General features: G+C 51.6%; 21 protein-coding genes. 1 reads left to right on the top strand and 20 read right to left on the bottom strand.

The window, feature by feature from the left end; genetic code table 11:
* Positions 1–10: 10 nt before the first annotated feature.
* The 19 genes from DEALDRAFT_RS12245 to feoB all read right to left on the bottom strand — a co-directional run bounded on the left by DEALDRAFT_RS12245 (position 11) and on the right by feoB (position 22,886).
* Positions 11–1,774, bottom strand: coding sequence for a formate--tetrahydrofolate ligase (locus tag DEALDRAFT_RS12245; RefSeq protein ID WP_008517913.1), 1,764 nt, complete (start codon positions 1,772–1,774; stop codon positions 11–13).
* Positions 1,775–1,995: 221 nt separating this feature from the next.
* Entirely contained in the window at positions 1,996–3,954 is a 1,959-nt protein-coding gene (gene ftsH / locus DEALDRAFT_RS12240) for an ATP-dependent zinc metalloprotease FtsH (protein ID WP_008517910.1), read from the bottom strand.
* Positions 3,955–4,217: 263 nt separating this feature from the next.
* Positions 4,218–5,459 carry a multiheme c-type cytochrome gene (locus DEALDRAFT_RS12235; RefSeq protein ID WP_008517907.1) on the bottom strand — a complete coding sequence of 414 codons (1,242 nt, stop codon included), beginning with the start codon at positions 5,457–5,459 and terminating at the stop codon, positions 4,218–4,220.
* A 293-nt stretch (positions 5,460–5,752) separates the two neighbouring features.
* Positions 5,753–6,196, bottom strand: a complete 444-nt coding sequence (locus tag DEALDRAFT_RS12230; RefSeq protein ID WP_008517906.1) for an MOSC domain-containing protein — start codon at positions 6,194–6,196, stop codon at positions 5,753–5,755.
* A gap of 13 nt (positions 6,197–6,209) precedes the next feature.
* Entirely contained in the window at positions 6,210–7,196 is a 987-nt protein-coding gene (gene moaA, locus DEALDRAFT_RS12225) for a GTP 3',8-cyclase MoaA (protein ID WP_008517903.1), read from the bottom strand.
* A gap of 17 nt (positions 7,197–7,213) precedes the next feature.
* Entirely contained in the window at positions 7,214–9,082 is a 1,869-nt protein-coding gene (locus DEALDRAFT_RS12220) for a sigma-54-dependent Fis family transcriptional regulator (RefSeq protein ID WP_008517901.1), read from the bottom strand.
* Positions 9,079–9,897, bottom strand: a complete 819-nt coding sequence (locus tag DEALDRAFT_RS12215) for a HesA/MoeB/ThiF family protein (RefSeq protein WP_008517898.1) — start codon at positions 9,895–9,897, stop codon at positions 9,079–9,081. Before DEALDRAFT_RS12215 ends, DEALDRAFT_RS12220 begins: the two co-directional genes overlap by 4 nt.
* 1 nt (position 9,898) lies before the next feature.
* On the bottom strand, positions 9,899–10,129 hold the full coding sequence (locus DEALDRAFT_RS12210; RefSeq protein ID WP_318026063.1) for a MoaD/ThiS family protein: 231 nt from the start codon (positions 10,127–10,129) through the stop codon (positions 9,899–9,901).
* Between the two features lie 142 nt (positions 10,130–10,271).
* Positions 10,272–12,068 (bottom strand): aldehyde ferredoxin oxidoreductase family protein, encoded by a 1,797-nt coding sequence (locus DEALDRAFT_RS12205; RefSeq protein WP_008517895.1) that lies wholly within the window; start codon positions 12,066–12,068, stop codon positions 10,272–10,274.
* 186 nt (positions 12,069–12,254) lie between these two features.
* Positions 12,255–13,403: an iron-containing alcohol dehydrogenase gene (locus DEALDRAFT_RS12200; protein WP_008517893.1), complete on the bottom strand. Its 1,149-nt coding sequence runs from the start codon at positions 13,401–13,403 to the stop codon at positions 12,255–12,257.
* Positions 13,404–13,961: 558 nt separating this feature from the next.
* A complete protein-coding gene (mobB, locus tag DEALDRAFT_RS12195; protein ID WP_008517891.1) occupies positions 13,962–14,456 on the bottom strand; it encodes a molybdopterin-guanine dinucleotide biosynthesis protein B in 495 nt (164 codons plus the stop codon).
* Positions 14,453–15,085: a molybdenum cofactor guanylyltransferase gene (gene mobA / locus DEALDRAFT_RS12190; RefSeq protein WP_008517889.1), complete on the bottom strand. Its 633-nt coding sequence runs from the start codon at positions 15,083–15,085 to the stop codon at positions 14,453–14,455. The genes mobB and mobA overlap by 4 nt, the downstream gene beginning before the upstream one ends.
* A 2-nt stretch (positions 15,086–15,087) precedes the next feature.
* On the bottom strand, positions 15,088–15,348 hold the full coding sequence (locus tag DEALDRAFT_RS12185; protein WP_008517887.1) for a thioredoxin family protein: 261 nt from the start codon (positions 15,346–15,348) through the stop codon (positions 15,088–15,090).
* A gap of 83 nt (positions 15,349–15,431) precedes the next feature.
* Positions 15,432–16,271 (bottom strand): universal stress protein, encoded by an 840-nt coding sequence (locus DEALDRAFT_RS12180; RefSeq protein ID WP_008517885.1) that lies wholly within the window; start codon positions 16,269–16,271, stop codon positions 15,432–15,434.
* A 119-nt stretch (positions 16,272–16,390) separates the two neighbouring features.
* Positions 16,391–16,921, bottom strand: coding sequence for a hypoxanthine phosphoribosyltransferase (gene hpt / locus DEALDRAFT_RS12175; RefSeq protein ID WP_008517883.1), 531 nt, complete (start codon positions 16,919–16,921; stop codon positions 16,391–16,393).
* Positions 16,903–18,327 carry a tRNA lysidine(34) synthetase TilS gene (gene tilS / locus DEALDRAFT_RS12170; protein WP_008517881.1) on the bottom strand — a complete coding sequence of 475 codons (1,425 nt, stop codon included), beginning with the start codon at positions 18,325–18,327 and terminating at the stop codon, positions 16,903–16,905. The genes hpt and tilS overlap by 19 nt, the downstream gene beginning before the upstream one ends.
* 135 nt (positions 18,328–18,462) lie before the next feature.
* Positions 18,463–20,637, bottom strand: coding sequence for a SpoIIE family protein phosphatase (locus tag DEALDRAFT_RS12165; protein WP_008517879.1), 2,175 nt, complete (start codon positions 20,635–20,637; stop codon positions 18,463–18,465).
* Positions 20,638–20,736: 99 nt separating this feature from the next.
* Complete coding sequence (locus tag DEALDRAFT_RS12160) at positions 20,737–20,973, bottom strand: FeoA family protein (protein WP_008517877.1); 237 nt, start codon at positions 20,971–20,973, stop codon at positions 20,737–20,739.
* 11 nt (positions 20,974–20,984) lie between these two features.
* The gene (gene feoB, locus DEALDRAFT_RS12155) at positions 20,985–22,886 is read right to left on the bottom strand and encodes a ferrous iron transport protein B (protein ID WP_008517875.1); all 1,902 of its coding nucleotides are present in this window, start codon (positions 22,884–22,886) and stop codon (positions 20,985–20,987) included.
* Positions 22,887–23,105: 219 nt separating this feature from the next.
* Between feoB and DEALDRAFT_RS12150 the strand changes: the two genes are divergently transcribed.
* Positions 23,106–23,546 carry a DMT family transporter gene (locus DEALDRAFT_RS12150; RefSeq protein ID WP_008517873.1) on the top strand — a complete coding sequence of 147 codons (441 nt, stop codon included), beginning with the start codon at positions 23,106–23,108 and terminating at the stop codon, positions 23,544–23,546.
* Here the strand turns inward: DEALDRAFT_RS12150 and DEALDRAFT_RS12145 are convergent.
* The gene (locus DEALDRAFT_RS12145; RefSeq protein ID WP_008517871.1) at positions 23,530–24,423 is read right to left on the bottom strand and encodes a Ppx/GppA phosphatase family protein; all 894 of its coding nucleotides are present in this window, start codon (positions 24,421–24,423) and stop codon (positions 23,530–23,532) included. The genes DEALDRAFT_RS12150 and DEALDRAFT_RS12145 overlap by 17 nt on opposite strands.
* Positions 24,424–24,493: the final 70 nt, after the last annotated feature.

Here is a 24,493-nt window from a genome sequence, read left to right as displayed (position 1 = left end):
TTTTATTTTTTTAGAATAAACCTTCTACTTTACCGGTTTCGGTGTCCACATCAATGCGGCGGTATGCCGGGTTAGCAGCAGTACCGGGCATCAGAGAGATGGCACCGGCCACGGGGACCACAAAGCCTGCGCCCTGATAGGTCAGGATGTCGCGGATGCGCAGCTTCCAGCCACCGGGAACGCCTTTTAGCATGGGATTGTCGGTGAGGGACAGATGGGTCTTAACCATGCAGGTACCCAGCTTCTGGATTTCGGGATCTTTTTCCATACGCACAGCCTTCTCCATAGCTTCCGGAGTATACTCTACGCCGTCAGCACCGTAAACTTCCTTGGCGATGAGCTCAATGCGCTCACGCAGCGGAGTTTCCAGCTCATAGAGGTACTTAAAGTCGTTAGGCTCGTTGCAGGCTTCGATAACGGCGTCGGCAAACTCCAGGGCGCCTTCTCCGCCATACTGCCAGTGCTTGGAAAGAGCAACACGGGCACCGGCATCTTCAGCCAGACGACGAACGGCTTTAATTTCGTTGTCGGTATCGGTATGGAATGCGTTAATGCAAACAACGGGGTTGATACCCGCTTTCTTAACGGTGTTAATGTGATGAATGAGGTTTTCACAACCTTTTTCCACCCACTCAACATGCTCTTTGCTGTAGGCCGGATCAAGAGGCTGGCCGGGCATGGGTAGCGGAGCACCACCGTGGGCTTTCAGAGCACGGATGGTTGCCACAACAACGGCGCAGTTCGGGGTCAGGCCGGACATGCGGCACTTCAGGTTCCAGAACTTCTCGAAGCCGATGTCGGCGGCGAAACCGGACTCGGTCACAACATAGTCACCCAGCTTCAATGCTACGCGGTCAGCGATAATGGAGGACTGACCGATGGCAATGTTGGCGAAGGGACCGGCATGAACGAAGGTAGGTTGTCCTTCCAGAGTTTGCATCAGGTTCGGGTTCAGCGCTTCTACCATCCAGGCAGTCATGGCGCCGTCAACTTCCAGGTCACCGGTGGTAACCGGGTTACCCCTCTTGTCGTAGGCTACAACAATTTTGCCCATGCGCTCGCGCATATCTTTTAAGTCTTTGGCAACGGAAAGAATCGCCATAACTTCAGAGGATACGGCAATGGCAAAACCGGAGCTCATCATAAAGCCGTCGCGACGTCCGCCGAGGCCGATGATGATGTTGCGCAGAGCCTGGGCGCAGAAGTCAATGATCCACTTCATTTCTACGTTGCGGGGATCAATGTTTAAGCGCTTCAGGTTGCCTCTTTCCAGAAAAGCATCAGTGGAGTTAAACTCGTGCTGCAGACGGGATGTCAACGCAACCATACCCAGGTTATGAGCATTCATGATGGCGTTGATGTCACCGGTCAGGCCCAGGGAGAACGGAGTCAGGGGAATGCACTGTGACAGGCCGCCGCCTGCTGCAGAACCCTTAACGTTCATTGTGGGGCCGCCGGATGGCTGCCGGATGGTGGCGATAACGTTCTTACCACGCTTACCCAGACCCTGTGTCAGGCCCATGGTGGAAGTAGACTTCCCTTCACCCAGGGGAGTCGGGGTGATGGCGGTCACATCTATGTATTTGCCATCAGGACGATCCTTTAAACGATCTAAAACTTTAGCAAAGTCAACCTTTGCTACGTAATGGCCATAAGGCAGGAGTTCCTTCTCCTCCAGCCCCAGCTCGTCCCGAAGTTGATAGACCGTTTTCATTCTCGACTCTGCCTCTTCGGCGATTTCCCAGTCCGCGTGCTTGGTGGGGTCAAGTACCATTAATTATTCCCTCCCATATAGAATTCTGTTTTTTTGATACCTTTCAATTAATTTCTACGCACCCCAAGATTCTCCTGCTTAATTTCTGAATTTTTTCGCATGTTGTCCAAGTGCCAATGTTCTACAATCTTCTCAGGATGCTTACCTGTATATTGTGCCCCGGTTAAAACGGGTTATGTTTTTCCACATAAAAATACCTGCCGGAATAGGCAGGTATTTATTTACTCAGACTTATTTGTTTCAGAATCTATTTTCTTTTCATTGATCATCACGGAAACGGAATCACTCTTTGCCGTTACCGACCGTCCGGGCTGGGACTGGACAGTGTCCTGACCTGCATTTTCAGCATCAGCCTGCTCAGCCTGCCGTTTGCTTTTAACCTCTGACAAGTCCTTACCCTCTATAAGGGCGGCAATTTCCACAGCATCCAGTGTTTCCTGATCCATCAAAGCTTCAGCAATACGGTTTAGCTTATCCCGGTTATTAGTGATTATTTCTTCCGCGTGTTTATAGCTGGCATCAATGGTGGCGCGAATTTCCATATCGATGGCACGGGCAATATCTTCAGAAAAGTCACGATCCCGGGTCAAATCCCGTCCCAAAAACACCTGTTCCTGCTGCCGACGGCCTAATGTTATGGGGCCAAGCTCATCGCTCATGCCGTACTCCATAATCATCTGCCTCACAATGGAAGTGGCTCGCTCCAAATCGTTTTGTGCTCCGGTGGAAATCTCATCCAGCACAATCTTTTCCGCCACCCGTCCTCCCAGCAAAGTGGTGATGCGGGAGACCAACTCTGACTTAGTCATATAGTAGCGGTCCTGTTCCGGGAGCATCAGTGTATAGCCGCCGGAGCGTCCCCGGGGAATAATAGACACTTTGTGCACCGGATCCGTATTGGGGAGAATATAACCTACCAACGCATGGCCCGCTTCATGATAAGCCACGATTTTTTTCTCAAAATCGCTGATGACCCGGCTTTTTTTCTCCGTACCGGCCACAACCCTCTCAATAGCTTCTTCCAGCTCCGACATGCTAATCAGTTTTTTACTGCGGCGGCCGGCCAAAAGAGCCCCTTCGTTAATTACGTTTTCCAGGTCCGCTCCGCTAAAACCGGGCGAACGCCGGGCAATCACGCTCAAATCAACATCGGGCTGCAGCGGCTTGTTGCGTGCATGAACACCGAGAATCTCTTCCCTGCCCCGCACATCAGGAAGCGTCACCGTAACCTGACGGTCAAAACGTCCCGGCCTCAAAAGCGCCGGGTCCAGAATATCGGGACGGTTTGTAGCGGCAATAATGATAATTCCTTCGTTGGCATCAAAGCCGTCCATCTCCACCAGCAATTGGTTTAGAGTTTGTTCCCGCTCATCATGGCCACCGCCAAGCCCGGCACCACGCTGACGGCCCACGGCGTCAATCTCATCAATAAAGATAATGCAAGGTGCACTTTTCTTGGCGTTTTCAAACAGGTCACGCACACGGGAAGCACCCACACCCACAAACATTTCCACAAAGTCGGAACCGGAAATACTGAAAAACGGTACCCCGGCCTCACCGGCCACAGCCCGGGCAATAAGAGTCTTACCGGTGCCCGGAGGGCCCACAAGCAGTACACCTTTAGGTATTCTTGCACCCAACTCAATAAACTTCCGCGGCTCTTTAAGAAACTCTACTATTTCCACAAGCTCGGCTTTTTCCTCATCTGCTCCGGCTACATCGTTAAAGGTAACGCTTTTCCGGGAGCCGTCATGCAAGCGGGCCTTGGACTTACCGAAGTTCATTACCCGGTTGCCGCCGCCCTGGCTTTGCTGCATAAAGAGAAAAAAGATCACCATGATGATAACCAGTGGAATCATGAAAGTGGCCAGACTGGCCCACCAAGCCGGCTCAGCCGGAGCTCTCCCGGTCACCTCAATCCCCTTGCCTTCCAAACGCTCAAAGAGCTGATCTCCTTCTAGGTTAAAGGACTGAAACTCGGTCCCATCGCGCAACTCTCCGGTAATTTCTCTGCCTTCTATCTCTACCCTTTCAACCTGTTCAGCCTCTACCAGTTCAATAAAACGTGTATAGGTCAGCTCCTCAGGTCCCTCAGGTGCTGCACTGAGATACTGAATAATTACTACCGCGATTAATAGAATCAGCAGGTAAAAAGTCGCCTGCCTGACAAATCTATTCAAGTTAAATTGCCCCCTCTCTAAAGGCCCAAAATCTCCCGTCAAGTCATTGTAACATATATTAACTGAAGCGACAAGATTTCATACAGCTACAATAAATTTCTTTAAGGTTTCTTTAAGAAAGGTACGCTTATTCAGTTCCCTCGACGCGTGCGTTTCAATGCTGGTTACCTTAGCAGCTTCGCAAACTGCGAAGCGTTATAATTTCCAGCATAAGAAAGCACAAGCATGCGTGCCTCTAGGCACGCATGCTTGCTGGATACAAATTATCGGACTTGAATCTTGCCGCCGGCTGAAGCCATCTCCGTTACAGGAATATCGGCTATGTCGATTCCCAGCTCTTTGGCTCCCTGCGGTGTTATGTTGCGGTATAACAGTCGCACCTTGATGTCCACGGTACCCGGGCGTGACAGGCCGGGAATCTCAATGAATTCATCTACATACTTCTGAGGAGGGATCCGGTTATCGCTTAGCACCCGGGCCGCCTCCCAGAGATTATCGGTTTCGTTGCCAGCCGCATCGGCAAACGTTGTCCCAAAAACGATACTGTCCTCGGGAATGGTTCCGTCACTGCCGGTAACTCCACTTTGAAAAACAACGCTTCCCTGCTCATCGGTGACCACCATCTCCACCCACATATCATTAAACACAGACAGGCCGGTGGGCAAATAATGACCGGCTCCGTCGTTACGGATGCGAATGTTGACTCGCGCCGGCTGATAAGGTGTAAGACCGTCGGGCAAGCCTAAAAAAATCACCGCCGCAGACTGCAGAGTTTCTTCGGCCAGGGCGGCATGATCTTCAAAGCCGGCCTGTTTAGAGCCAAACACATTGGTTCCCGGCATATAGTGGGTGGAAATATGGTCCCGCACCTTGGGGGCGCCGGTGGCCGCCACTCCCGGATTTGGCTTCTCTACTCCCGGCCCCGGGGTCATGTGGCAGTCCTGACACTGAATCCGGCGGGAGCCATATGGACCGGCTTTCCATTCGCTGTACGTTGATGATAACACCAGGCCGTTTTCCGGATGTATTATCTCATGGCAGGCGCCACAATATTCAGCCTGAGAATAGATTCTCTTATATTCGCTTTCATGCATGGCCGACTGCAGAGCATCGTCAAAGGGGCCATACTTAACCTTCCCCGGGGAAACACGGAAACCGGCATTTCCCACCTGGGGAACCTCGGTTATGGCATGGCATAAATCGCAGCTGACTCCCTGCTGGGCTACCGCATCTGTTCCTTCACCGTCAATGGGCGGAATTTGCTCTGTCAGCCAACCTATTGGGGCATGGCAGCTGACGCAGAATTCATCGGCAGCTCCCTGCGATTCATTGCTTACCCTGGCTAACTGTTGCCTATAAAGCGGATTTATAAAAGACCGGGCATGGGCCGAGCCCTGCCACTGCTGATAAATTTCGATATGACAGTACTGGCACTGTCCTGCCGAAGAAAATGCCGACGAATCCACCGTTTGCCTGGGCAAAGATTCGGGATTTTCCGTGGCCACAGTCTCCTCGCTCCCACAACCTGTCAGCAGAAGAATACTCAACATTGCACAAAAAGATAAAACCCATGTCGCCCTGTTCATTGCAGTCACAGTCCCCTGTCCTTGAAATTTTATCTGAAACCAGCCGGTACATTTGTAACAAAAGAGCAGTCTTTTGCCACTAATTATCCTTACCAGACATAGTTTCGCCACATTTGTGCTAATTCCTGCAATTCAATACCCTTTCAATTTCAGGATCTGAGCCCAAGATGGCGCAAAAAACCGCCCGGAAGGGCGGCTTATCGGCTTGCTCTTTATTGTTGTTGCTCCAAGACCTGTATAGCGTCTCCCGGTGACACACGGCCTCCTGCCAGCACGCGGACAAAGATTCCTTCTCTGGGCATGACGCAGTCTCCCGCCTGATAATAAATTGCGCAGCGGTCATGACACACTTTGCCGATCTGGGTGACCTCCACCAAGACGTCTTCCCCGATGTTTAGCCTGGTTCCCACCGGAAGGGCTGTCAGCTCTATTCCCTCGGTGGTCAGGTTCTCGGCAAAATCGCCGGCTTTGACATCCAGGCCCATTTTCTGCATTTTTTCAATGCTTTCTTTAGCCAGCAGGCTAACCTGGCGGTGCCAGTCTCCGGCATGGGCATCTCCTTTTATTCCATGCTCCACTGCCAGAAATACTTCATCCACATTGGTTTTACGCATACCTTTTTTTTCACTGACCGAGACGGCTGCAATCTTTGCCATATCCATCCTCCTGTTATCCGCCAATCTCTACCATGCCCTGCGGCCCACAGGCAGATCCCTGGGACGCCGGACTGACATCGGAGTTGGCAGGCTTGTTCTGCGCTGCGCTTTGGTAATAAGGGCCCAAATCTGCATTTGCTGCCAGGGCGGGCTGCAAATCAATTTCGTTTGCGGAAAACAGGCAGGGTTTCAGCTTGCCGTCGCTGGTGAGTCGCAAACGGTTGCAGTTGGCACAAAAATGCTGGCTAACCGGTGTAATGAAGCCCAATAGCCCCACAGCATCCGGAAAACGGAAATTTCTTGCCGGGCCGTTAAGATCCTCTTCGGGAACCGCTTCCATTGGCAGCACACCATTGCACAGCTCCATGATTTCCGACGAAGGCAAATAGTGCCTCCTCCAGACATCATCCTGGCCTAGCATGGGCATATACTCAATAAACCGAACATGAATATCCCTGTCCAGTGTTAATTTCGCAAAATTTTCCACCTCATGGTGGTTTAAGTCTTTCATAACCACCATGTTAATTTTCACCGGTGTAAGTCCGGCATCAAAGGCGGCGTCAATTCCATCCAGCGTGGCCTGCAGCTGCCCGCCGCAGGTTATCTGTTCAAAGTTATGGCCATCCAGCGAATCCAGAGAAATGTTGACCCGTTTCAGGCCGGCCGCAGCCAAGGGCTCAGCCAGGTCCTTAAGCAGGGTTCCGTTGGTGGTCAGGCTTAAGTCTTCGATACCTTCTATTTGGGCAATATCGTGTACCAGTCCTACAATATCCCTGCGAACCAGCGGCTCTCCCCCGGTAAGCCGGACTTTTTTAATACCCGCCTTGGCTGCAGCGGTTACAGCCCGCACAATATGCTCACGGCTCAACTGCCCGCGTAAACTGCGCGGTTTGCAGGATTCTCCGGGAGAACAATAAAAACAACGCAAATTGCAGCTGTCCACCACTGAAACCCGCAAATATTCCAGCTTCCTGCCCAATGGATCCAGCAATGTGGCCATCTTTTTTCCTCCGTTCTTCAGGACTTAATGCCCAGTTCCTCGATTTTCCGATACAGTGTGGTTCTGCCGATTCCCAGCAGTCTGGCAGCAGGGGCAATTTTACCGTTAGTTTCGGCCAAAGCCTGCATAATGGCTTTTTTGGTCTGCTGCTCCAACAGTGTTTCACCGCAGGAGACTGCGCTGACGTTTTTGGCAATTTCAGCAGGCAGGTCATCGGTGGTCAGATATGAATGCTCCGCCATGGCCACCATGCTCTCCATACAGTTTTCCAACTCCCGGATATTGCCGGGCCAGTGGTAATTAAGCAATGCCTCATAAACTTCATCGGTGACCCCCATTGGTTCCCTGCCGGAGGCCCGGCATATTTTTTTAACAAAATAGGGAACAAGGTCGTAGATATCATCGAGCCTCCGGCTCAGCGGCGGCACATCAATGGTCACCACTTTAAGGCGATAGTATAAATCCAGGCGAAAATCCCCCTGCTCAATCCTGGTGGACAGGTCGCGGTTGGTAGCCGCCACAACCCGCACATCTACCGGACGGGGCCGACTGTCTCCGATGCGTACCACTTCCCGCTCCTGCAGCACCCGCAAAAGCGAGGCCTGTACATTGGAGGGCATATCACCTATCTCATCCAGGAATACCGTTCCCCCCTGGGCCACTTCGAACTTCCCGGGGGCGCCGCCCTTTTTGGCGCCGGTAAATGCACCGTCGGCATAACCAAATAATTCACTTTCAATAAGAGTGGCGGGAATGGCCGCACAGTTTATGGCCACAAAGGGCTTATTATGCCGCGGGCTTTGCTGATGGAGATAGCGAGCCACAATCTCTTTGCCCGTACCGCTTTCCCCCTGTATTAATACGGTGGAAGAGGTCTGCGCCGCCTTATCTGCCCGGCTGAACACGCTTTGCGTAGCCTGGCTGCGGCCAACCCACATGGTTTCCTGACTTCTTTCTTCCCGGGGGGCGGGGCTAAGTACGCCAATGGCACCCATGGGTGCCCCCTGCTCATCAGTTACCTTAACCAGACGTGAAGTCAGGTTATCGCTTTCTGAGGATTGCATATAAAGGGACTTGCCGTTAAAGGACCAGCGCCGGTTATCAAACACATCGGCAGCCAGGTGCCCCACCAGCTCTTCCCGTTTACGGCCCAGCAGCTTTGCACCTTCCCGGTTTATTTCGGTAATAATGCCGCGACTGTCAATGGCGATAAAGCCATCGCGCATCATTTCACCGGCTTTCTCAATTCCCTGCCTGGCAAAATGAAAATCACGCTGCAGTTCAGTGAGATGAAGGCTCTGTTCAATGAGTTTGGCGCCCATTAACACCACTTCCGCCAGGCGCTCCATACCACGCTCAATCCCCGCTTCACCGGAAACGTCCAAAACGCCCACCACGTCACCATCGGCATTACAGATTGGTGCGGCCCAGCAATTCAGCACATGGTTTTGCTCCACATAGTGTTCCCAACCCAATACTTGCAGCGGAACTTTTTCCACCAGAACAGTACCGATGGCGTTGGTTCCCCGCACAGCCTCACTCCAGTTGGCGCCGGGGGACAGGTGAACCTGCTGGGCTTTGTTGATAAAGGGAGGGTCGCCCAGGGAATCCAGAATATATCCCTGGTCATCACACAACATCACTATATTGTTGGAGCCTTCCAAAAAGCGGTACAGATAGGGCAACACCGGCTTCCCGGCCCGTACCAGGTCTTCGTGTTCCAGACAACGTTCATTTAATAGCGCTGCCGGCAATATTTCATCATTATATACTCGTTTATGGCTGAGCTCGCGTTGTTTGCTGCGCTGCCAGGAGCGGTATATCACGGGAGAAACTTCTTGTGGACTGGCTTCCCCGGCCACAAAGCGCTGCCAAACTCTGCTCATAGCTGTAACTCCTCCAGTTCCATGTCCAGTAAATTAAGATAAAGAACCCTGCGGCGTAAAGTCTCACCCTGGCCAAGCAGAACCTTACATACTTCCGCCACCTGCAGACTGGCAATTACTGCCGGCGTAAACGAAGGGTTGCCGTATATTTTTTCCATGCCCTTATCCTCAGTGCAGGAGCGATACAATTTTTCAACAACGGCATCTCCGGGATATTGGGTAGCTACCTGCCCGTACCAGCCACATATTGCCCCGTGTACAAACGGTAGCTTTAACTCATTACAAATATCGGCTAACGTCAGGCGGGCTCCCACACTGTCCAGAGCATCAACAGCTACCTGGACGCCCTCCAGTATAACAGGCCCGTTTTCAGTGGCAAAAGCCTCGCTGAAAGCGGTGAATTTCACTGCCGGATTTATTTTTGCCACGCGCTCTGCTGCTGCATCCACCTTTAGGCGCCCTATTTCGTCGGGGCAGGAAAGAAGCTGGCGGTTTAGATTGTGTTCTTCAAACACATCGAAATCCACCGCCACAATATCTCCTACGCCCAGGCGCGCTAATTCCTCAAGAATATAGCCGCCCAGGCCGCCGCAGCCGATCACAGCCACCCGGCTTTTAAAAAGCTTGTATTGCTGCTCCACGGAGAGGGTTTTGCCGTTACGCTGATAGCGTGCTGGCAATATACCGGCCGCCAGCGCTGCTTCCTCCACCTGATGCAGTGTCAGGCCAAAGCGTTCTGCCGACTCTTCCTGCGCTCCCCATGGGAGCAGACCGTCAGGGGCATGACTGGTCAAAAAACCCTGCAGTTGGTGCACATCAACCGCCCCCCACCGGCGGGAAAAGAGCTAGGGTATCGCCGTCCTGCAACACATGCTTAACATCTAACAGGATACCGTTTACCATGGTGATGGCCAGCTCTTCTTCAGGAATCTCCAAATCTTCCGCCACCTGCAGCACCGTGGTTCCCTCCGGGTACTCCCGGATATCCACTTTAAAACGGTTATTACGCAAGGTAGCAAAAAGCTTTACAGTAATCTGCACCATCATCACCTCTTAAGAACATATTACCATACCCGGGAATGGCAAACAATCGCCACATGCTGGCATTGCAGCCAACAACGAGGATATGGCATAAGTTTGGAAAAAGAGGACTTTTCCTAAACGGAAAAGCCCTCCTGTGGCTTTAAGCTTAGAGCCCAAGCGCTTTCTTCTTATCTTCGGTGGGAACCCCGTCGGCGCCCCAGCCGCGAACTTCATAATACTTGGGCAGCAGCTGATCCAGAGGGAAAACCTTACCTTTGGTAGCACCTTCAGGCAAAGAATCTTCCAGGAAACGCTTCGGCAGCGTATCATCCGCGGCAGTGTATCCTTCAGCCAGATTGAAGAGACGCTCTACATTATTGCAGCGGTCTCCTGCTTCCAGGACACTTTCAGCAGTATACTCAAACCCTGTAGCATAGGTCAGAAGATCTGCGTAGTCCTGTGCACCCAGGGCAAAGGAAGTAAACAGGCAGAGACCAGAGCTGTCAATGGCAGCAGTGAGGTCCTGGAAAATTTTCACCCATTCAGCTTTTCCTTCCAGGGAGAAACGGTCCAAAGCTTCCGGCAGACCCAGAATCTCCGGGGAAACCATGTAGCCACGGACGTGACAACCACCACGGTTTGCAGTAGCATAGTTCAGACCATGTCCCATCAGACCACGGGGGTCATAGGCAGGCAGTTCAAGCTTCTTAACCGCCATGGAAACTTCGGGAGCGCCGTACGATTCGGTCAGGCGGGCAGAACCCATGGCCAGCTTGGCACCGAAACCATCTTTGTCGCTCATACGCTTTACCCATTCGATAACAGCTTCACTGTTACCCCACTTGAGATCGGGGCCACCGGCCAGCTCTTCTTCTTTTACCAGGCCGCGCTGGTAAAGCTCCATGGCTGCCGCAATGGTGGCTCCGGCGGAAATGGTGTCTACACCCACTTCGTTACAGGCGTTGTTGGCTTTAATGATTGATTTCAGGTCTCCAACACCGCAGTCACTGCCAAAAGCCCAAACTGTTTCGTATTCCGGGCCGCCACCTTGTTCACCGTCAACTTCACAATAACGGCCGCAGGCGATGGGGCAGCGGAAACAGGGATCCTTTTTAATCATATACTTCTCGGCAATAGCCTCACCGGAAATTTCATCAGCCTGGGCAAAAGTTCCATACTGGAAGTTATTGGTGGGAAAAATGCCGGCTTCGTTGATAATATTAACCAGGATGGCTGTACCATATGCGGGCAGCCCTTCACCGGTTACACCATTGGCTTTAATTTTGGCCATGGCATCTTTTATGGTAGCCTTGAACTTTTCAGGCTCGGCTACTTCTACTTTACCGCTGCCGCGGACAACGATGGCTTTCAGGTTCTTGGAACCCATCACAGCACCAACACCGGAACGACCGGCAGCACGCGAGCGGTCATTCATGATACAGGCAATACGGGAAAGCTGCTCACCGGCGGTGCCAATGTTGGCTACCCGTGCTTTGGCATCGCCAAATTCTTCCAGCAGCATATCGGTGGTTTCATTGGTGTTTTTGCCCCAGACATGGTCGGCAGGCTTAACTTCAACGACATCGTCCTTAATGCTGATGTATACCGGTGCATCTGCTTTACCTTCCACAATCAGCATGTCATACCCGGCAAACTTTAACTCAGCGCCCCAGAAACCGCCGGAGTTAGAAGATGCGATAACGTCATTTAGCGGAGACTTGGTGACCACCATATAACGGCCGCCGGTGGGAGCGGCGGTACCGCTCAACGGCCCGGTGATAAAGAACAGCTTGTTCTCTTCAGACAGCGCATCGATACCGACGGGGATTTCATCCGCCAGCATTTTGCCGCCCAGACCCCTGCCGCCGATAAAAGCTTTTGCTTGTTCGTTAGACAGTTCTTCTTTTTTAACTTCCCCGGTTGTGAGGTTAACCCTCAAAATTTTACCCAATACAGAACCCATGAAACAATTCCTCCTGTCTCTCATTGGTTTATGGTAATCTCTCTATATTATTATGCAAGATGCGTACCATGACTGTCAATGTGATAAGAATAACTTTTAGGGAATTTGGGAAAAGGCACGCTGTTTTAGTGAAAGAAAATCCAGATAAGGGCCAAGGCCCTCATCTGGATTTGGTAAGCCTTTAGCTTACATGGAGTTTTTGAAGATGCCGATTACGTCTTCCAACTTAGCGGTTACAGGGTTTGTGAAGCTGCAGGCATCCTGCATGGCATTCTTGGCCATAACTTCGAAATCTTTCTCCTGAACGTTAAGATCGGTTAAACCGGCAGGAATGGCAATATCAGAGGAAAGCTGCTGAATTGCAGTCAAAGCTTTTTCAGCGGCTTCGCGAACCGACAGGCCGTCTACGTTTTCACCCATAGCTACCGCAATATCTACGAAGCGCTGCGGGTTGGCAATCAGGTTGAAGCGCTGTACGTGTGGCAGCAGGATGGCGTTGCAGACACCGTGGGGCAGGTCATAGAAGCCGCCCAGCTGGTGAGCCATGGCATGTACGTAGCCCAGGCTGGCGTTGTTAAAGGCCATACCTCCAAGGAGCTGAGCGTAAGTCATGGCGTCACGCGCTTCCATGTTGTCACCGTAAGCAACGGCACTGCGCAGATACTTGGAAATCAACTCAATGGCCTTAAGAGCACAGGCATCGGTGATGGGTGTGGCAATGGTGGACACATAAGCTTCCACAGCATGGGTCAGAGCGTCCATACCGGTGGCTGCGGTGAGGCCGCGAGGCATTTTAGCCATGATTTCCGGGTCGTTTATAGATACCTGAGGAGTAACTCTCCAGTCAACGATAGCCATTTTAACCTTGGTATCAGTGTTGGTGATGATGCAGAAACGTGTCATTTCAGAAGCTGTACCGGAAGTGGTGTTAACAGCAATCATGGGGGGCATGGGCTTGGTGGACTTGTCTACACCGGCGAAGTCGCGAATGTTGCCGCCGTTGCCTACAACCAGGCCAATACCTTTGGCGCAGTCATGGGAGCTGCCGCCGCCCAGAGAGATAATCATGTCACACTTTTCATCTTTATAAACCTTTTCTCCGTCATGAACGTTGGTATCGGTGGGGTTGGGGATGGCACCGTCATAAATCACGGTTTCAATACCGGCATCTTTTACGTATCCGGCAATCTGGTCGGCCAGACCCAGCTTGTTCAGGTCTTTGTCGGTTACAATAAGAGCCTTTTTGGCACCCAGAATTTTAGCACGTTCTCCAACCTCTTTAACACAACCGGCACCCATCAGGTTAACAGTCGGCATAAAAAAAGCATACGTCATAATTTACTCCTCCTTGTTTTTTAAGTTCATTGTTTGGGAATCCACAGACTTACAAACTAATGCTTTTAATCCCTCCTCATTGCTGGCAGCTCTGCTTTCATTAGCGTAAAAGCAATGCCATTTGTTCTTGTTGGCGTTGGTATCAATACTATGAAGCAAGGACCGTGCCATTTTCCAAATAGTGAAAACATTAACTACTAAATGGGATTTTTATTGCTCTTAGCATACTCTGGAAATCAATATTTAACCGCTTTTAGAACAGAATTCTGTCCCGGCGTGGCGATGGCGCCAGACATTCTGACCCGTTTTGGTACACTATGGAACACTTTAGTCCCAATTCGGCACACTTTAATTTTCCCTGTATCCAAAATCAATATCCATAAAAAAGCACTTCATATTCAGTTCCATTAACGCGTGCTTTTGATACCGGTTTCCTAAGCAGCTTCGCAGACTGAGAGTTATAATTTCTTACCGGTATAAAAAAAAGGAAAAACAGCCCTGTCTGGCAGGGCTGCTTCCAAAATTTGCTGTCTCCACCGCTCTTGCAGCTGCGGTCGGTTAACGTTGTAAAAACTTTTTTTCAATTAAATTCACCACTGCGATATAATCGTCGGTGGCAAAAACCGGCACACCCAAATCGGGGCTCACATCGCTGACAATGGCCAACAGATTGTCGGTTTCCGAGCACAGCGGCTCTTTGTGCACCGAAGAGCGGAAAATTTCTATTTTTGGCTTGGGGTTACCCTTGTACCCTTCGGAAATTATGATATCCACACCACGGATTTTGTCAATTACTTCGTCCATGGTAAGCTCTTGTACCACTTTCTCAATCATGGCCACTTTCTGAGGGGAGGAAATAACCACCGTATCCGCTCCGGCCTGGGAGTGTTTCCACGTATCCTTACCGGGTTTGTCGATATCAAAGCCGTGAACATCATGTTTGATGGTAGCCACTTTGTAGCCACGCCGCTTTAACTCCGGCAGCAGGCCGCAAATAAACCTGGTTTTGCCGCTGTTGGATTTTCCCACGACTGAAACAACCGGTATACTCACCGTTTACCCCCCTCATCTAAATTATCATTGCCGGCAATAAGGGCCCGGGCTTTCTCGTAATCTTCCGGCGCATTTACATTGAAAAAGGAAATGCGCCCGGGGTCAAGGGACTGCAGACTGCTTACATCCACCTCCCGGACCCGCACAGAGGGGAAAAAGTCAGCTACTTTATAATGTCCTTTGTTTAACATATCTTCAATATGCGGAAGGCAGTTTTTGTGGTAGATGGCACATAGCGGCTGGAAATGCGGCCCGTCCCGGAAAATCACCACGTCCTCGTCACTGCCCCGGGAACAAAGATACAGCAGCACGTCCCTGCTTATAAAAGGCATATCCCCGGCAACTGCCAGCACATAGTCATGGCAGGCCATGCTGAGCCCGGCATGAATGCCGGCCAGGGAATTTTTTTCCGGCCTGCGGATTAAATCCTCGGTGACACGAACGGCAAAGCCACTGAAACTCTGGGGCCTGTCGGTTACCAGGATACACTCGGCAAAAAGGCCCTGCAATGTGTCCAGCACATGACTAATTAACGGCTTACCGCCCAGCGGCAAAAACAGCTTATCCCGCCCCATGCGGGAGCTTTTTCCACCCGCCAGAATCACCGCCGACATCTTAGCCGGGTTCATCTTCAACTTCCTTTACCGCCTTGCCTGTCCTCTTGCCTTAGCCATTCCTTAATTTCTTCCTTCTGCGGCACACGGCCACAGACCTTTACAGAGCCGTTAACAATCAGCGCCGGCACACCGTCAACGCTGCAGGCGGCTATTTCTCCCGCCTCCGTTATCCTAACCACCTCGGCGGCCAGATCCAGCTCTGCCAGGGCGTTAATCACATTGGACTCCAGCGCCTGGCAGTTGTAACACCCGGCCCCAAGAATTTTAACTTCCAAAATATAGTCCCTCCCCACTTCCGGCAAAATAGTTCCCGTTAATTATATCCAGCGCGCAATTCATGACAACACGGCAAGGGACATTACTTCTTTACGGGAAACAACATCACCGGACGCGAACTGTGCCGCGCCACGTTTTCGGCGGTACTGCCCAAGAGCAGTTCCGTTACATTTCCCGCTCCCCTGGTGGGCATCATCACCAGAGTAACTGCGTCCTCTTCGGCAATTTGTGCCAGATATTTGGACGGAATACCGGTCCGAATACGAATCTCCGTCTCTACGCCCGCATCAGCCAGATTCAGGCGCAGTGCCGCCAGCCGGTCCTGGGCTTCATTCTTCATTTTCTCCACCACTTTTTTACTGCTGCCCTGATCCACAATATGGGCCAGCACCGCTTCATCAACCCAGGGAGCAAGCTTATCCCGCACCAACTCGTAAATGCGCAGCGAATCTTCGGAGAAATCCAGTGGCAACAGAACCCGCCGGAATTTCCTGGTGCAGACCGCGGCACACTCCTGTTCATCTTCCAGCATTTTAAACTTCTCCACCAGCACCGGTTTGTCACAAATGCGTATCAGGTCACGGGCAGTGCTGCCCAGGAAAAATTCCCGGATGCGGTTTTCCCCTTTGGCACCCAATAAAACCAAGTCAACATCTTCTTCCTCCGCCACATCCCTGATTTCCTGCGCTGCCGGGCCGGTGCGCACCAGCGAACGGACCTCGAATCCCAAATCTTTTAGCTCTGCCAGATGTTGGTCCAGTTTTTCCTTGGCATGGTCGCTTAACCGGCCGCCGGTCAACGGTGCCACATGAACGGCCACCAACTCTTTTGCTCCCAACTCCCGAAGTTCACCGGCACAATTCCAAAGCTGCTCCGCGCACTGGGAAAAATCTGTGGCCAACAATATCTTCTTAAACAACATATCACCCCCTGCTATTTATATTCACTTCTTGCCAATTGTACCGGCCGGAATGTTCCAACAAAAAGGCGCTGTATATGCGAAAGCGTTATAATTTCCGGTATTTCCTCTTTGCTGCTCTCTTATTTATCAGCCAACACACAGATTTCCGGTAAATGGCGGTAGTTTTCATCGAAATCAAGTCCGTAGCCCACCACGAACTCATCGGGAATCCGAAAGCCGCAGTAATCAGGTTTAATATCCACACGGCGTCTCTCCGGCTTATCAAGCAGTGTAACAATTTTCAAAGATGCCGGTTGGCGGGACATCAGGTTTTCTTCCAGGTATTTTAAGGTAAGCCCGCTGTCTATAATATCTTCCACAATCAGGCAGTGCCTGTTTTCGATACTGCAATCCAAGTCTTTAAGAATTCGCACCACTCCCGAGGATTCGGTTGAGGCACCATACGAAGAAACCGCCATAAAATCAATGGAAACAGGGATAGAAATCTCCCGCATTAAATCGGCCAGAAAAATCACCGCTCCCTTTAACACGCAAATCATAAGCAGCTCTTTATCCTGATAATCTTCGCTGATTTGCCGGCCCAACTCAGCTACCTTCTCCTTGATTGCGGCTTGGTCCAGCAACACTTTTTCTACGTATTTCTCTGACATTCTGCATCATCCTTTTCTCTTATAGAATCAAGCCTTAATAGCAGCACCCTTTTGGTATCCTTTGTTATACGAAAAGGTTCCGCTATCTCCACGCCTCCCAGCCAGGCAATTTCTTCCCCGCTTAATACCAGGGGCACTTCTTCACGTTGCCGGCGTGGAACTTTTCTGTCGGCCAATACCTTCTTTACTTTTCTTTTTCCCGGTGCACCCAACGGGTGCATGCGGTCTCCCGGCTTGCGCCGTCGCACAACCAGCGGCATTTTCAGCCGGTCCAGGTCCAGGCACGCTTGGTTTCTGTCTGAGGACGGCAGGCTCACTTCCTGCACCGGCCGGATTTCTGCCTCGATTTTCTGCCCTACGCTTTTAAGACAAGTCTGTCCCGGCACCACCACTTCAATGCCTTCTATTTGTGGCTCAGCCTCCGGGCGCCCGATACAGAGCCGGTGGTATTGCCGCCAGGCCCGGACTTCATCGGGCAGAGTTAATTGAGCTGAAGGCGACTCTTTTTTCGTCAGGGCCACCACCTGTTCCACATGCAGGCGTCCGGGGCGCTTGACGCCGCTTTGCCACAAAGCACTGCGCACAACCCTGGCCTGCAATGCCGGCGGCAGAGCATGAAGTTTATTTATGTTCAGCACAACGCTGTTTCTTCCGGCCGTCTCACATACCCGGGCAAAAGCATCCGAGGTTACCTCTGTCAGCAATGTACTGTCCTGCCCCAACAAAGCCGCCACCCGGGCCAGGGATTGACGCACGTGACTGCCGAACTCCCTTTCCAAAAACGGCAACAGGCGCAGGCGCACCCGGTTTCGCAAATAATCAGCCTTCCTATTTGTGGGATCGTGGAGCGGTTTTAGCTTATAGGTTCTACAATAGGCTTCTATTTCCTTCCGGGTGACATCATAGAGGGGACGAACCACAGACAGGCCTGAGGGCAAAACGCGCTGCATGGGAAATCCTTTTAATCCGTCCAGGCCGCTACCGCTCAAAAGGCGTAGCAATAGCGTCTCCACCAGATCATCCCGGTGATGGGCGGTGGCAATACAGGCGGCGCCCACCCTGTGCGCAATCCGTTCCAGAGCGCCGTAGCGGACCTGCCGTGCTGTAGCCTGTAGCGAAGTGCCGGTTTTTTGCCGCCGATTTCCCACATTCACCCTGCTAACTGATACGGGCAATCCTAAACCAAGGGCCATCTTTTTTACCGCCACAGCTTCTTGGTCGGACTCGGCGCGCAGGCCGTGGTGTATGTGGGCAACATGCAAAGTAATGCCAAGCTTTGCAGACAACTCCCAAAGAACGTGCAAAAGCATCAGGGAGTCCGGTCCGCCGGAGACGGCCACCACCACCTTCTGCCCCGGTAAAAACAGCTGATTCTTTTGGATTGTCCGCAGAACCCTTTCCCGCAAGCCGTGCCCCTCCCCTAAAATTTCGATTTAACTCTACGACGTTATTGTTCTTCTCGTTAGCCCGGGAAATTCCTTCCTGCAGCAACAAAAGCGCGTTTGAGGAAAAAAAGCAGCCCCTCGGCAGAGGGGCCTTCATCAGGACACCAGGTCCCGTATTTTATGTTTCAGACGCTTGGCGCGACAGACAAGAACGGTTACATCGTCACGCAGTTCAGGACGGCCTGAGAGAAGCCGGGACTGGTGAATAACTTCATCGGCCAAAACCTGCGGGTGATGCAAGTCGTGGCTCGCCAAAGATTTTTTCAGCCAATCCGGCTGGCTGGGCAGCACCTCAAAAATGCCGTCTGTGGCCATAACAATCAGCGCGTCATCATCCAAAGTAATTTTTACCGGTTTTAGTTCCACATCATTTAAAATCCCCAAAGGTACCGAGGGGCTTTTAATCTCCCGCACCCTGCCGCTGTGGCGCAGATAACTGGGTGCGGCGCCTATTTTCAAAAATTCAGCCTCGCCATGTTCGGTATCCACCAAAAGCACATCCAACGTGGCAAAGTTTTCTTCGCTGGAACGCAACTGTAAAATGGTATTTACGGTCCGCACCACTGCTTCATTGCGAAAGCCGGCCAATAATAACTGTTCCACCAGTTGAACCGCCGAACGGCTTTCCTGATGAGCCTTGCTGCCGTTACCCATGCCATCGCTTAAAATGAAAGCCTGTTTTCCGTCCCGCAGTTCAAGATAGCTGTAATAGTCACCACAAACATCGGCGTCCCCTTTGGCTGCCTGCGCCACGCCAATCTCCACATGGAAAAACTGATGTCTGCTGCGCTGATGCATTTCCCCAACGCCCTGTCTAACTTCTTTAGATAATTCTAACATAATTTGTGATAACCCCGCTAATTGTATTGTCATCAGTTCACGGCCCTCTTCCAGCCTCATGTTACAGTTCTGCTGATAAGATTCCAGCTCATGAACCAGATGCACCGCCCGTAAAAAGTCATCCTTTTTACGGCATATTTTCACAAAGAAATCAGGACCCTTTATCTCCCGGATATTTTGTCCGCTGTTTAAGTCGGCCAAAACACGGAGCATGGCGTTATACGTCCGCTGAGCATCCTTTTCCCAACAGCGCCGGCGTGACGGGCAGAACTTGCAGACCCGCTCCACCACCGCCTCCACCGTGGATGCCATGGGCGGCTCCTTTTCTCTTTTTTCCAGAGCCGCCACCTGCTGAAACGCAGCTGCCAGTTCCCGGAAAACAAGAGCATAATCTTTAATGCGTACCGCTGTTAGCTCCCGTACTTTTTCTGCTTCATCCTCCGCCCCCTGACCGACAAAAGGAGCCAGGGCCTGCAACCTCTCAGGAAAGACAGGCCCCAGGAGGAAAAACACTATTGCCGCCGAGGTGACCGCCGCTTCCATGGGAACCGATTCCCATCCGCTTATATAAAGGGACAGCGACGTGGTTGCCAGCAGAAAGCCAACGGCAGTAAACACTTTACCGTAGGGTCTGAACAATCCGGCCAGAAAGCCGGCAAAGGCCAGCACACCGGCCCAGATAAAACCTACTCCCTGAATGCCCAGGAAAAAGCCCAGCAGCGCACCGGCGGCAGCAGCCATCCCCGGCCCAAAGGCCAGAGCTGCCGCCATCACAATCAGCCGTGCCAAACCATGGCTTACCTGCGTTAAAATCCCGCCTCCCTGCATCAGGGCCAATAACAGCAGCCCTAAAAAAACAATCCAGGACGTAATGCCCTCAATATGCTTGTCCGGCGCCAGTTTAGCCGGTGGGTGCCTGTATACCTGCATAAAAACTGCCGTAGAAAGCATGGCCAGAATCGCTTCCAGCACCAAAAGCAATACATCATAGGTATGGAATTGACTAAGCCAGGCCACCGGTAGCATACCCGCAGGCAATGCCAGTCCCACAATAACTATCAGCGGCAAACGCGGCCTGGACAGCTTGTACCTGAGAAAACCAAATACCAGCATGGCCAAAAACATGCCCGCCGCAAAATGGATCCCGCCTGAAATAAATGCCGTTGTTAATGCGATTAGCCCATAGAGTAGCAGGCGGTACCGCTCTCCCCGCGCCGCCACAGCCCAGAATGCCAGGCCAAAAGGCGCCAACTCCCCCATCAGACGAAGGTTTGTTAAGAGAGCCAATGCAGCGCACGCACCGGCCGTTTCCCAACTGATAAGTCCAGCGGGGAAATTCAGCCTGCGCATCTTCAGTGCTTTGGCATATTTTTTTTCCCGGGTCTTTCTCACCCTGACATACGGCTCAATGACCGAGCTGTGCTCCGGCATAAGAACCCCCCTTTATGTTCACCTTCTTCACATTATAGAATCTTTATGCACAGGAATTTGTCAAAGCGGGGCAGGGGAAGCAAAAAACTTTTCGACAAATTACCTCCTATTTATTTCCATAATAATATGGGCGGCAAACCTTTGATCCAAGGCCACTTTAGTGTGCCCGGCCTGCACCAGAAAACCGGGGCCACGCCTCAGCAAGCGCACCCTCACCCCCGGAACTATGCCGAGACTCATCAGTTTACCAAGGATTGTGCGGTCTTTAGTTCCTAATTCAGTGATTTTCCCCGTGTCCCCGACACGGCATTTATCCAGAGAAATACGGCTGGCCATAACATCACTCCCTAAAAAGTTGCCAGACCCAATACCGTGCTGAGAAGCAGGCCGGTACCAAAGGCCAAAATGGACACCAAAAGCAGAATCAACATGGATATACCGATACCGCGCTCGCGAATCATAACACCCAGCTGCGCAAGGCAGGGGAAAAACAGGGTCAGCACCACCGCCGCCACCAACAGTTGAGCACCGTCTAAAAAACCCCCGCGATACAGGTCAAAGAGCCCGGCTGCACCATAATCCCGCCGGAAAAAGCCATAGAGAAAAACCAACGACAGGTCGTCCGGTAAACCCATCCTGCCCAGAAGTGGCGCCAGCAACGCTGCCAGTCGGTCTAGCTGCCCCAACTGCCCCAGCGTAAACAGAACCAGGCTTACCACCAAAAAAACGGGGATAATCTCCAGGAAATACCAGCGCATTCTCGCCAGCGTTTTTTGAAAAATTGCATTCAATGAAGGAAAGCGCAGCGGCGGCAGTTCCATAAAAAATGGTGGACGGTACCCCGGCAGTACGGCATGAAGAATTTGCCCGGCAAACAAAAAGACTGCACCCACCACACAAACCCATATCAGTAAGAACACAGGCTCTGCGGACAATAAGGCTAATATCAATCCTAACTGCGCTGAGCAGGGGATTGCCAGCGCCAAAAGAAAAGTGGCAATAAACCTCTCCCGGGCCGATTCCAGTGTTCTGGTTACCAGCACCGCCATGGTGCCGCAGCCTAAACCCAGGGTTAAAGGAATGACTGCTCTGCCGTTTAAGCCCAGCTTTGCCATATACTGATCAACCCAATAGGCCAGTCTTGGCAAATATCCGGTATCCTCCAATACGGCAAAAACAAAGAAAAAGGTTCCCACAATGGGTAAGATAATGCCAAAGGCATAGCGAAACCCCAATGTCAGCACGCCAAACTCACCGGCAAGTAACTCCTGTACCGCCGGCCAGGGGAGAAATGCTTCCACCCATCTCACCAGCTGGGGAATAATCATCTGTCCCAAAAGAGTTCCTTCCAATAAATCCACCAGCGTGCCTGCGCCAAAACGGCCTACCAAAAGGTACAGCCCCACATACAGTATCATGGCGGTCACCAAAAATCCGCCCAGTGGGTTCAGGGTGAAGCGGTCCAGCCATCCGCGGCTGCTATCGGTTCCCATGGTAAAAATACCGGACAGGATTTGCTCAGCTTGCTGATGGCGCTGCATGGCGAAATGATACTGAAGGCTATCATCCTGTTGTCCCGAGATATGTTCCACTACGCTGCGCCCTTCTCTTTTCCGTACCAGGCTTGTGATTTCCCGGTCTTCTTCCAGCAAAAAACGGGCTATCATAGTTTTGGGCAGAGAATAGTTTTCTTTCAGGGACTGGCCTAGCCTTTGTACTGCAGCGGAAACTCCCTGCACAGGTGGTGTAACCTTTTTGCCCGTAGTAACCATTTGGCTTATCTTGCGTTTAAGCATCTGGGTACCGCGGCCCTCCACAAAAGCGGCCTCCAATACAGGGATTCCCAGCCGGGTTGCCAGTTCAGCAACGTGGATGCGTACACCCAGCTTTTCCGCTTCATCCATCATGTTCAGCACCAAAATCACCGGAAAACCGCAATCCATCAGCTCCAGGGTAAGCGGCAGCATGCGCGGCAGGTTTTTGGCATCCACCACATGGACCACCACATCCGGTGGATTTTCCATAAGTAGACGCCGGGTCACCGCTTCTTCTTCTGTGACCGGAGACAGGCTGTACATCCCCGGTGTATCATATATCATAAGTGTTTTGCCGTATAAGTTAGCCAACCCACGGGAAATTTCCACAGTTGTCCCGGGATAGTTGGAAACGGTTACGTAATTACCTGTTAAATGATAGAAGAGCACACTTTTACCTACATTGGGGTTGCCCAGCAAAGCCACCGTTTTCATTGACGTCCCCCCTCATAGGCATACATATGCAAGAAAAGGGCGCTTATTCAACTTCCTTAACGCGCTTCAGTGCCGTTTACCTTAGCAGCTTCACAAACTGCCAAGCGTTATAATTTTCGGTAAAAAAAAAAAAGCAGTCTTGCCGGAAAATTTTTTCCGCATAGACGCTTTGCCTGACGCACAAAATATGTAATGTTTAAAGGAAGGAGTCTTGATACAATGTTTTTGATTGCTCTTTTAATAGCGTTTATTGCCGGCGTGGCCATGGCGGTACAGGGTTCGTTGAATACCGGACTGGGTAAAATAGTTGGGCTGTTAGAAGCCACATTTATCGTCCACATTATAGGAGCGGCTGCTTTGGTCATTCTGCTGTTTCTTTTCCGGCTTGGCCAGGGCAATTTAAGCAAAGTTCCCCAGGCTCCTTGGTACCTTTACCTGGGGGGGCTTATCAGTGTAGTAATTATCTATGCCGTAGTTGCCAGCATCAGCCGTGTTGGAGTCGCCTCGGCCACAACAGCCATTATTGTGGGCCAGGTGGGCACCGCCATTCTAATCGATCATTTAGGATTGTTTGGACTGGAAAGAATCCCGTTCTCCTGGTTAAAGGCCGTTGGTGTTATCCTGCTGGCAATCGGGACAAAATTTATGCTGATGCGTTAGCATACAGGGCTCCCAGCAGAATATCCCCTTCTGATACCGTCAGGCTTTCAGCCTGACATATATCCAGCAAAACATCAATTACCAGGGTACCCGCAGGCAAGATAGGAGCGCGATCCTTGCGGATACCAGGTAACATACCCCTCTCTGCCACAGGTAAAGCCAGCATTTTTTTCAGCTGGCTTTTTATTTCTGCCCGGGTCAGGGCATAGCCATGAACCTTTGCCGGATCATAAACAGCCAGCTTTTGCGCCATGGCAGCCAGACTGGTCACGGTTCCGCCCACACCTGCCAGCGGTTTAAGGTCAAAACTATTTTTTTGCAAACATTCTGTGATGTATCGTCGCGCCTTGTCCACCTCCCCGGCATCAGGAGGGTCCTGTTGGAAAAATACATCGGTGAGATACACTGCCCCTATTTTCAGGCTAAGATAAGCAAGGCTGTCTCCATCAGGCCAAATCAGCTCACAGGAGCCGCCGCCCAGGTCAAACACCAGGCGGTCCTGCTCCCCCAGGCTTTTAATAACTCCCAGATAACTGTAGCGGGCCTCGGTTTGGGCACTGATAATTTCCACCGAGTTGTTAATAGCTTCCTCCAACTGCACAGCAAACGCTGCGCCGTCTTCTGCCTCCCGCAGCGCACTGGTGGCAAAAATACTGATTTTCTCCGCTTTTAACTCTTTTGCCCTAAGAACAAAAGCGGCAACGGCTTCCTGCGTTCTTTCCTTTCCCTGTACAGGCAAAACGCCGCAAGACATCAAGCCGCTACCCAGCCGGGTGGTTTGCAGTTGGCGGTCCAGAGCCTGCATTGCCCCTCCGTTTTCTTCGGCCACCAGCAGCCGCACTGAATTTGTGCCAATATCAATGGCCGCATGACGCATAGTGTCAACCCTCCAGGTCATAATGTCTGCAATATCTTGCAAAAAAATGCGAAAAAAGGTCCGCCTGTCC

The organism is Dethiobacter alkaliphilus AHT 1, assembly GCF_000174415.1.
Taxonomy (GTDB): Bacteria; Bacillota; Dethiobacteria; order Dethiobacterales; family Dethiobacteraceae; genus Dethiobacter; species Dethiobacter alkaliphilus.
Note: the sequence above shows the minus strand (reverse complement) of the source record. Positions and strands in the feature narration are given on the sequence as shown.

Excerpts from the sequence above, each read along its gene's own strand:
- DEALDRAFT_RS12245 (WP_008517913.1), bottom strand. The coding sequence starts at position 1,774 with ATGGTACTTGACCCCACCAAGCACGCGGACTGGGAAATCGCCGAAGAG.
- DEALDRAFT_RS12230 (WP_008517906.1), bottom strand. The coding sequence starts at position 6,196 with ATGGCAAAGATTGCAGCCGTCTCGGTCAGTGAAAAAAAAGGTATGCGT.
- moaA (WP_008517903.1), bottom strand. The coding sequence starts at position 7,196 with ATGGCCACATTGCTGGATCCATTGGGCAGGAAGCTGGAATATTTGCGG.
- DEALDRAFT_RS12220 (WP_008517901.1), bottom strand. The coding sequence starts at position 9,082 with ATGAGCAGAGTTTGGCAGCGCTTTGTGGCCGGGGAAGCCAGTCCACAA.
- DEALDRAFT_RS12210 (WP_318026063.1), bottom strand. The coding sequence starts at position 10,129 with ATGATGGTGCAGATTACTGTAAAGCTTTTTGCTACCTTGCGTAATAAC.
- DEALDRAFT_RS12205 (WP_008517895.1), bottom strand. The coding sequence starts at position 12,068 with ATGGGTTCTGTATTGGGTAAAATTTTGAGGGTTAACCTCACAACCGGG.
- DEALDRAFT_RS12200 (WP_008517893.1), bottom strand. The coding sequence starts at position 13,403 with ATGACGTATGCTTTTTTTATGCCGACTGTTAACCTGATGGGTGCCGGT.
- mobA (WP_008517889.1), bottom strand. The coding sequence starts at position 15,085 with ATGAACCCGGCTAAGATGTCGGCGGTGATTCTGGCGGGTGGAAAAAGC.
- DEALDRAFT_RS12180 (WP_008517885.1), bottom strand. The coding sequence starts at position 16,271 with ATGTTGTTTAAGAAGATATTGTTGGCCACAGATTTTTCCCAGTGCGCG.
- hpt (WP_008517883.1), bottom strand. The coding sequence starts at position 16,921 with ATGTCAGAGAAATACGTAGAAAAAGTGTTGCTGGACCAAGCCGCAATC.
- DEALDRAFT_RS12165 (WP_008517879.1), bottom strand. The coding sequence starts at position 20,637 with ATGCCGGAGCACAGCTCGGTCATTGAGCCGTATGTCAGGGTGAGAAAG.
- DEALDRAFT_RS12160 (WP_008517877.1), bottom strand. The coding sequence starts at position 20,973 with ATGGCCAGCCGTATTTCTCTGGATAAATGCCGTGTCGGGGACACGGGG.
- feoB (WP_008517875.1), bottom strand. The coding sequence starts at position 22,886 with ATGAAAACGGTGGCTTTGCTGGGCAACCCCAATGTAGGTAAAAGTGTG.
- DEALDRAFT_RS12150 (WP_008517873.1), top strand. The coding sequence starts at position 23,106 with ATGTTTTTGATTGCTCTTTTAATAGCGTTTATTGCCGGCGTGGCCATG.
- DEALDRAFT_RS12145 (WP_008517871.1), bottom strand. The coding sequence starts at position 24,423 with ATGCGTCATGCGGCCATTGATATTGGCACAAATTCAGTGCGGCTGCTG.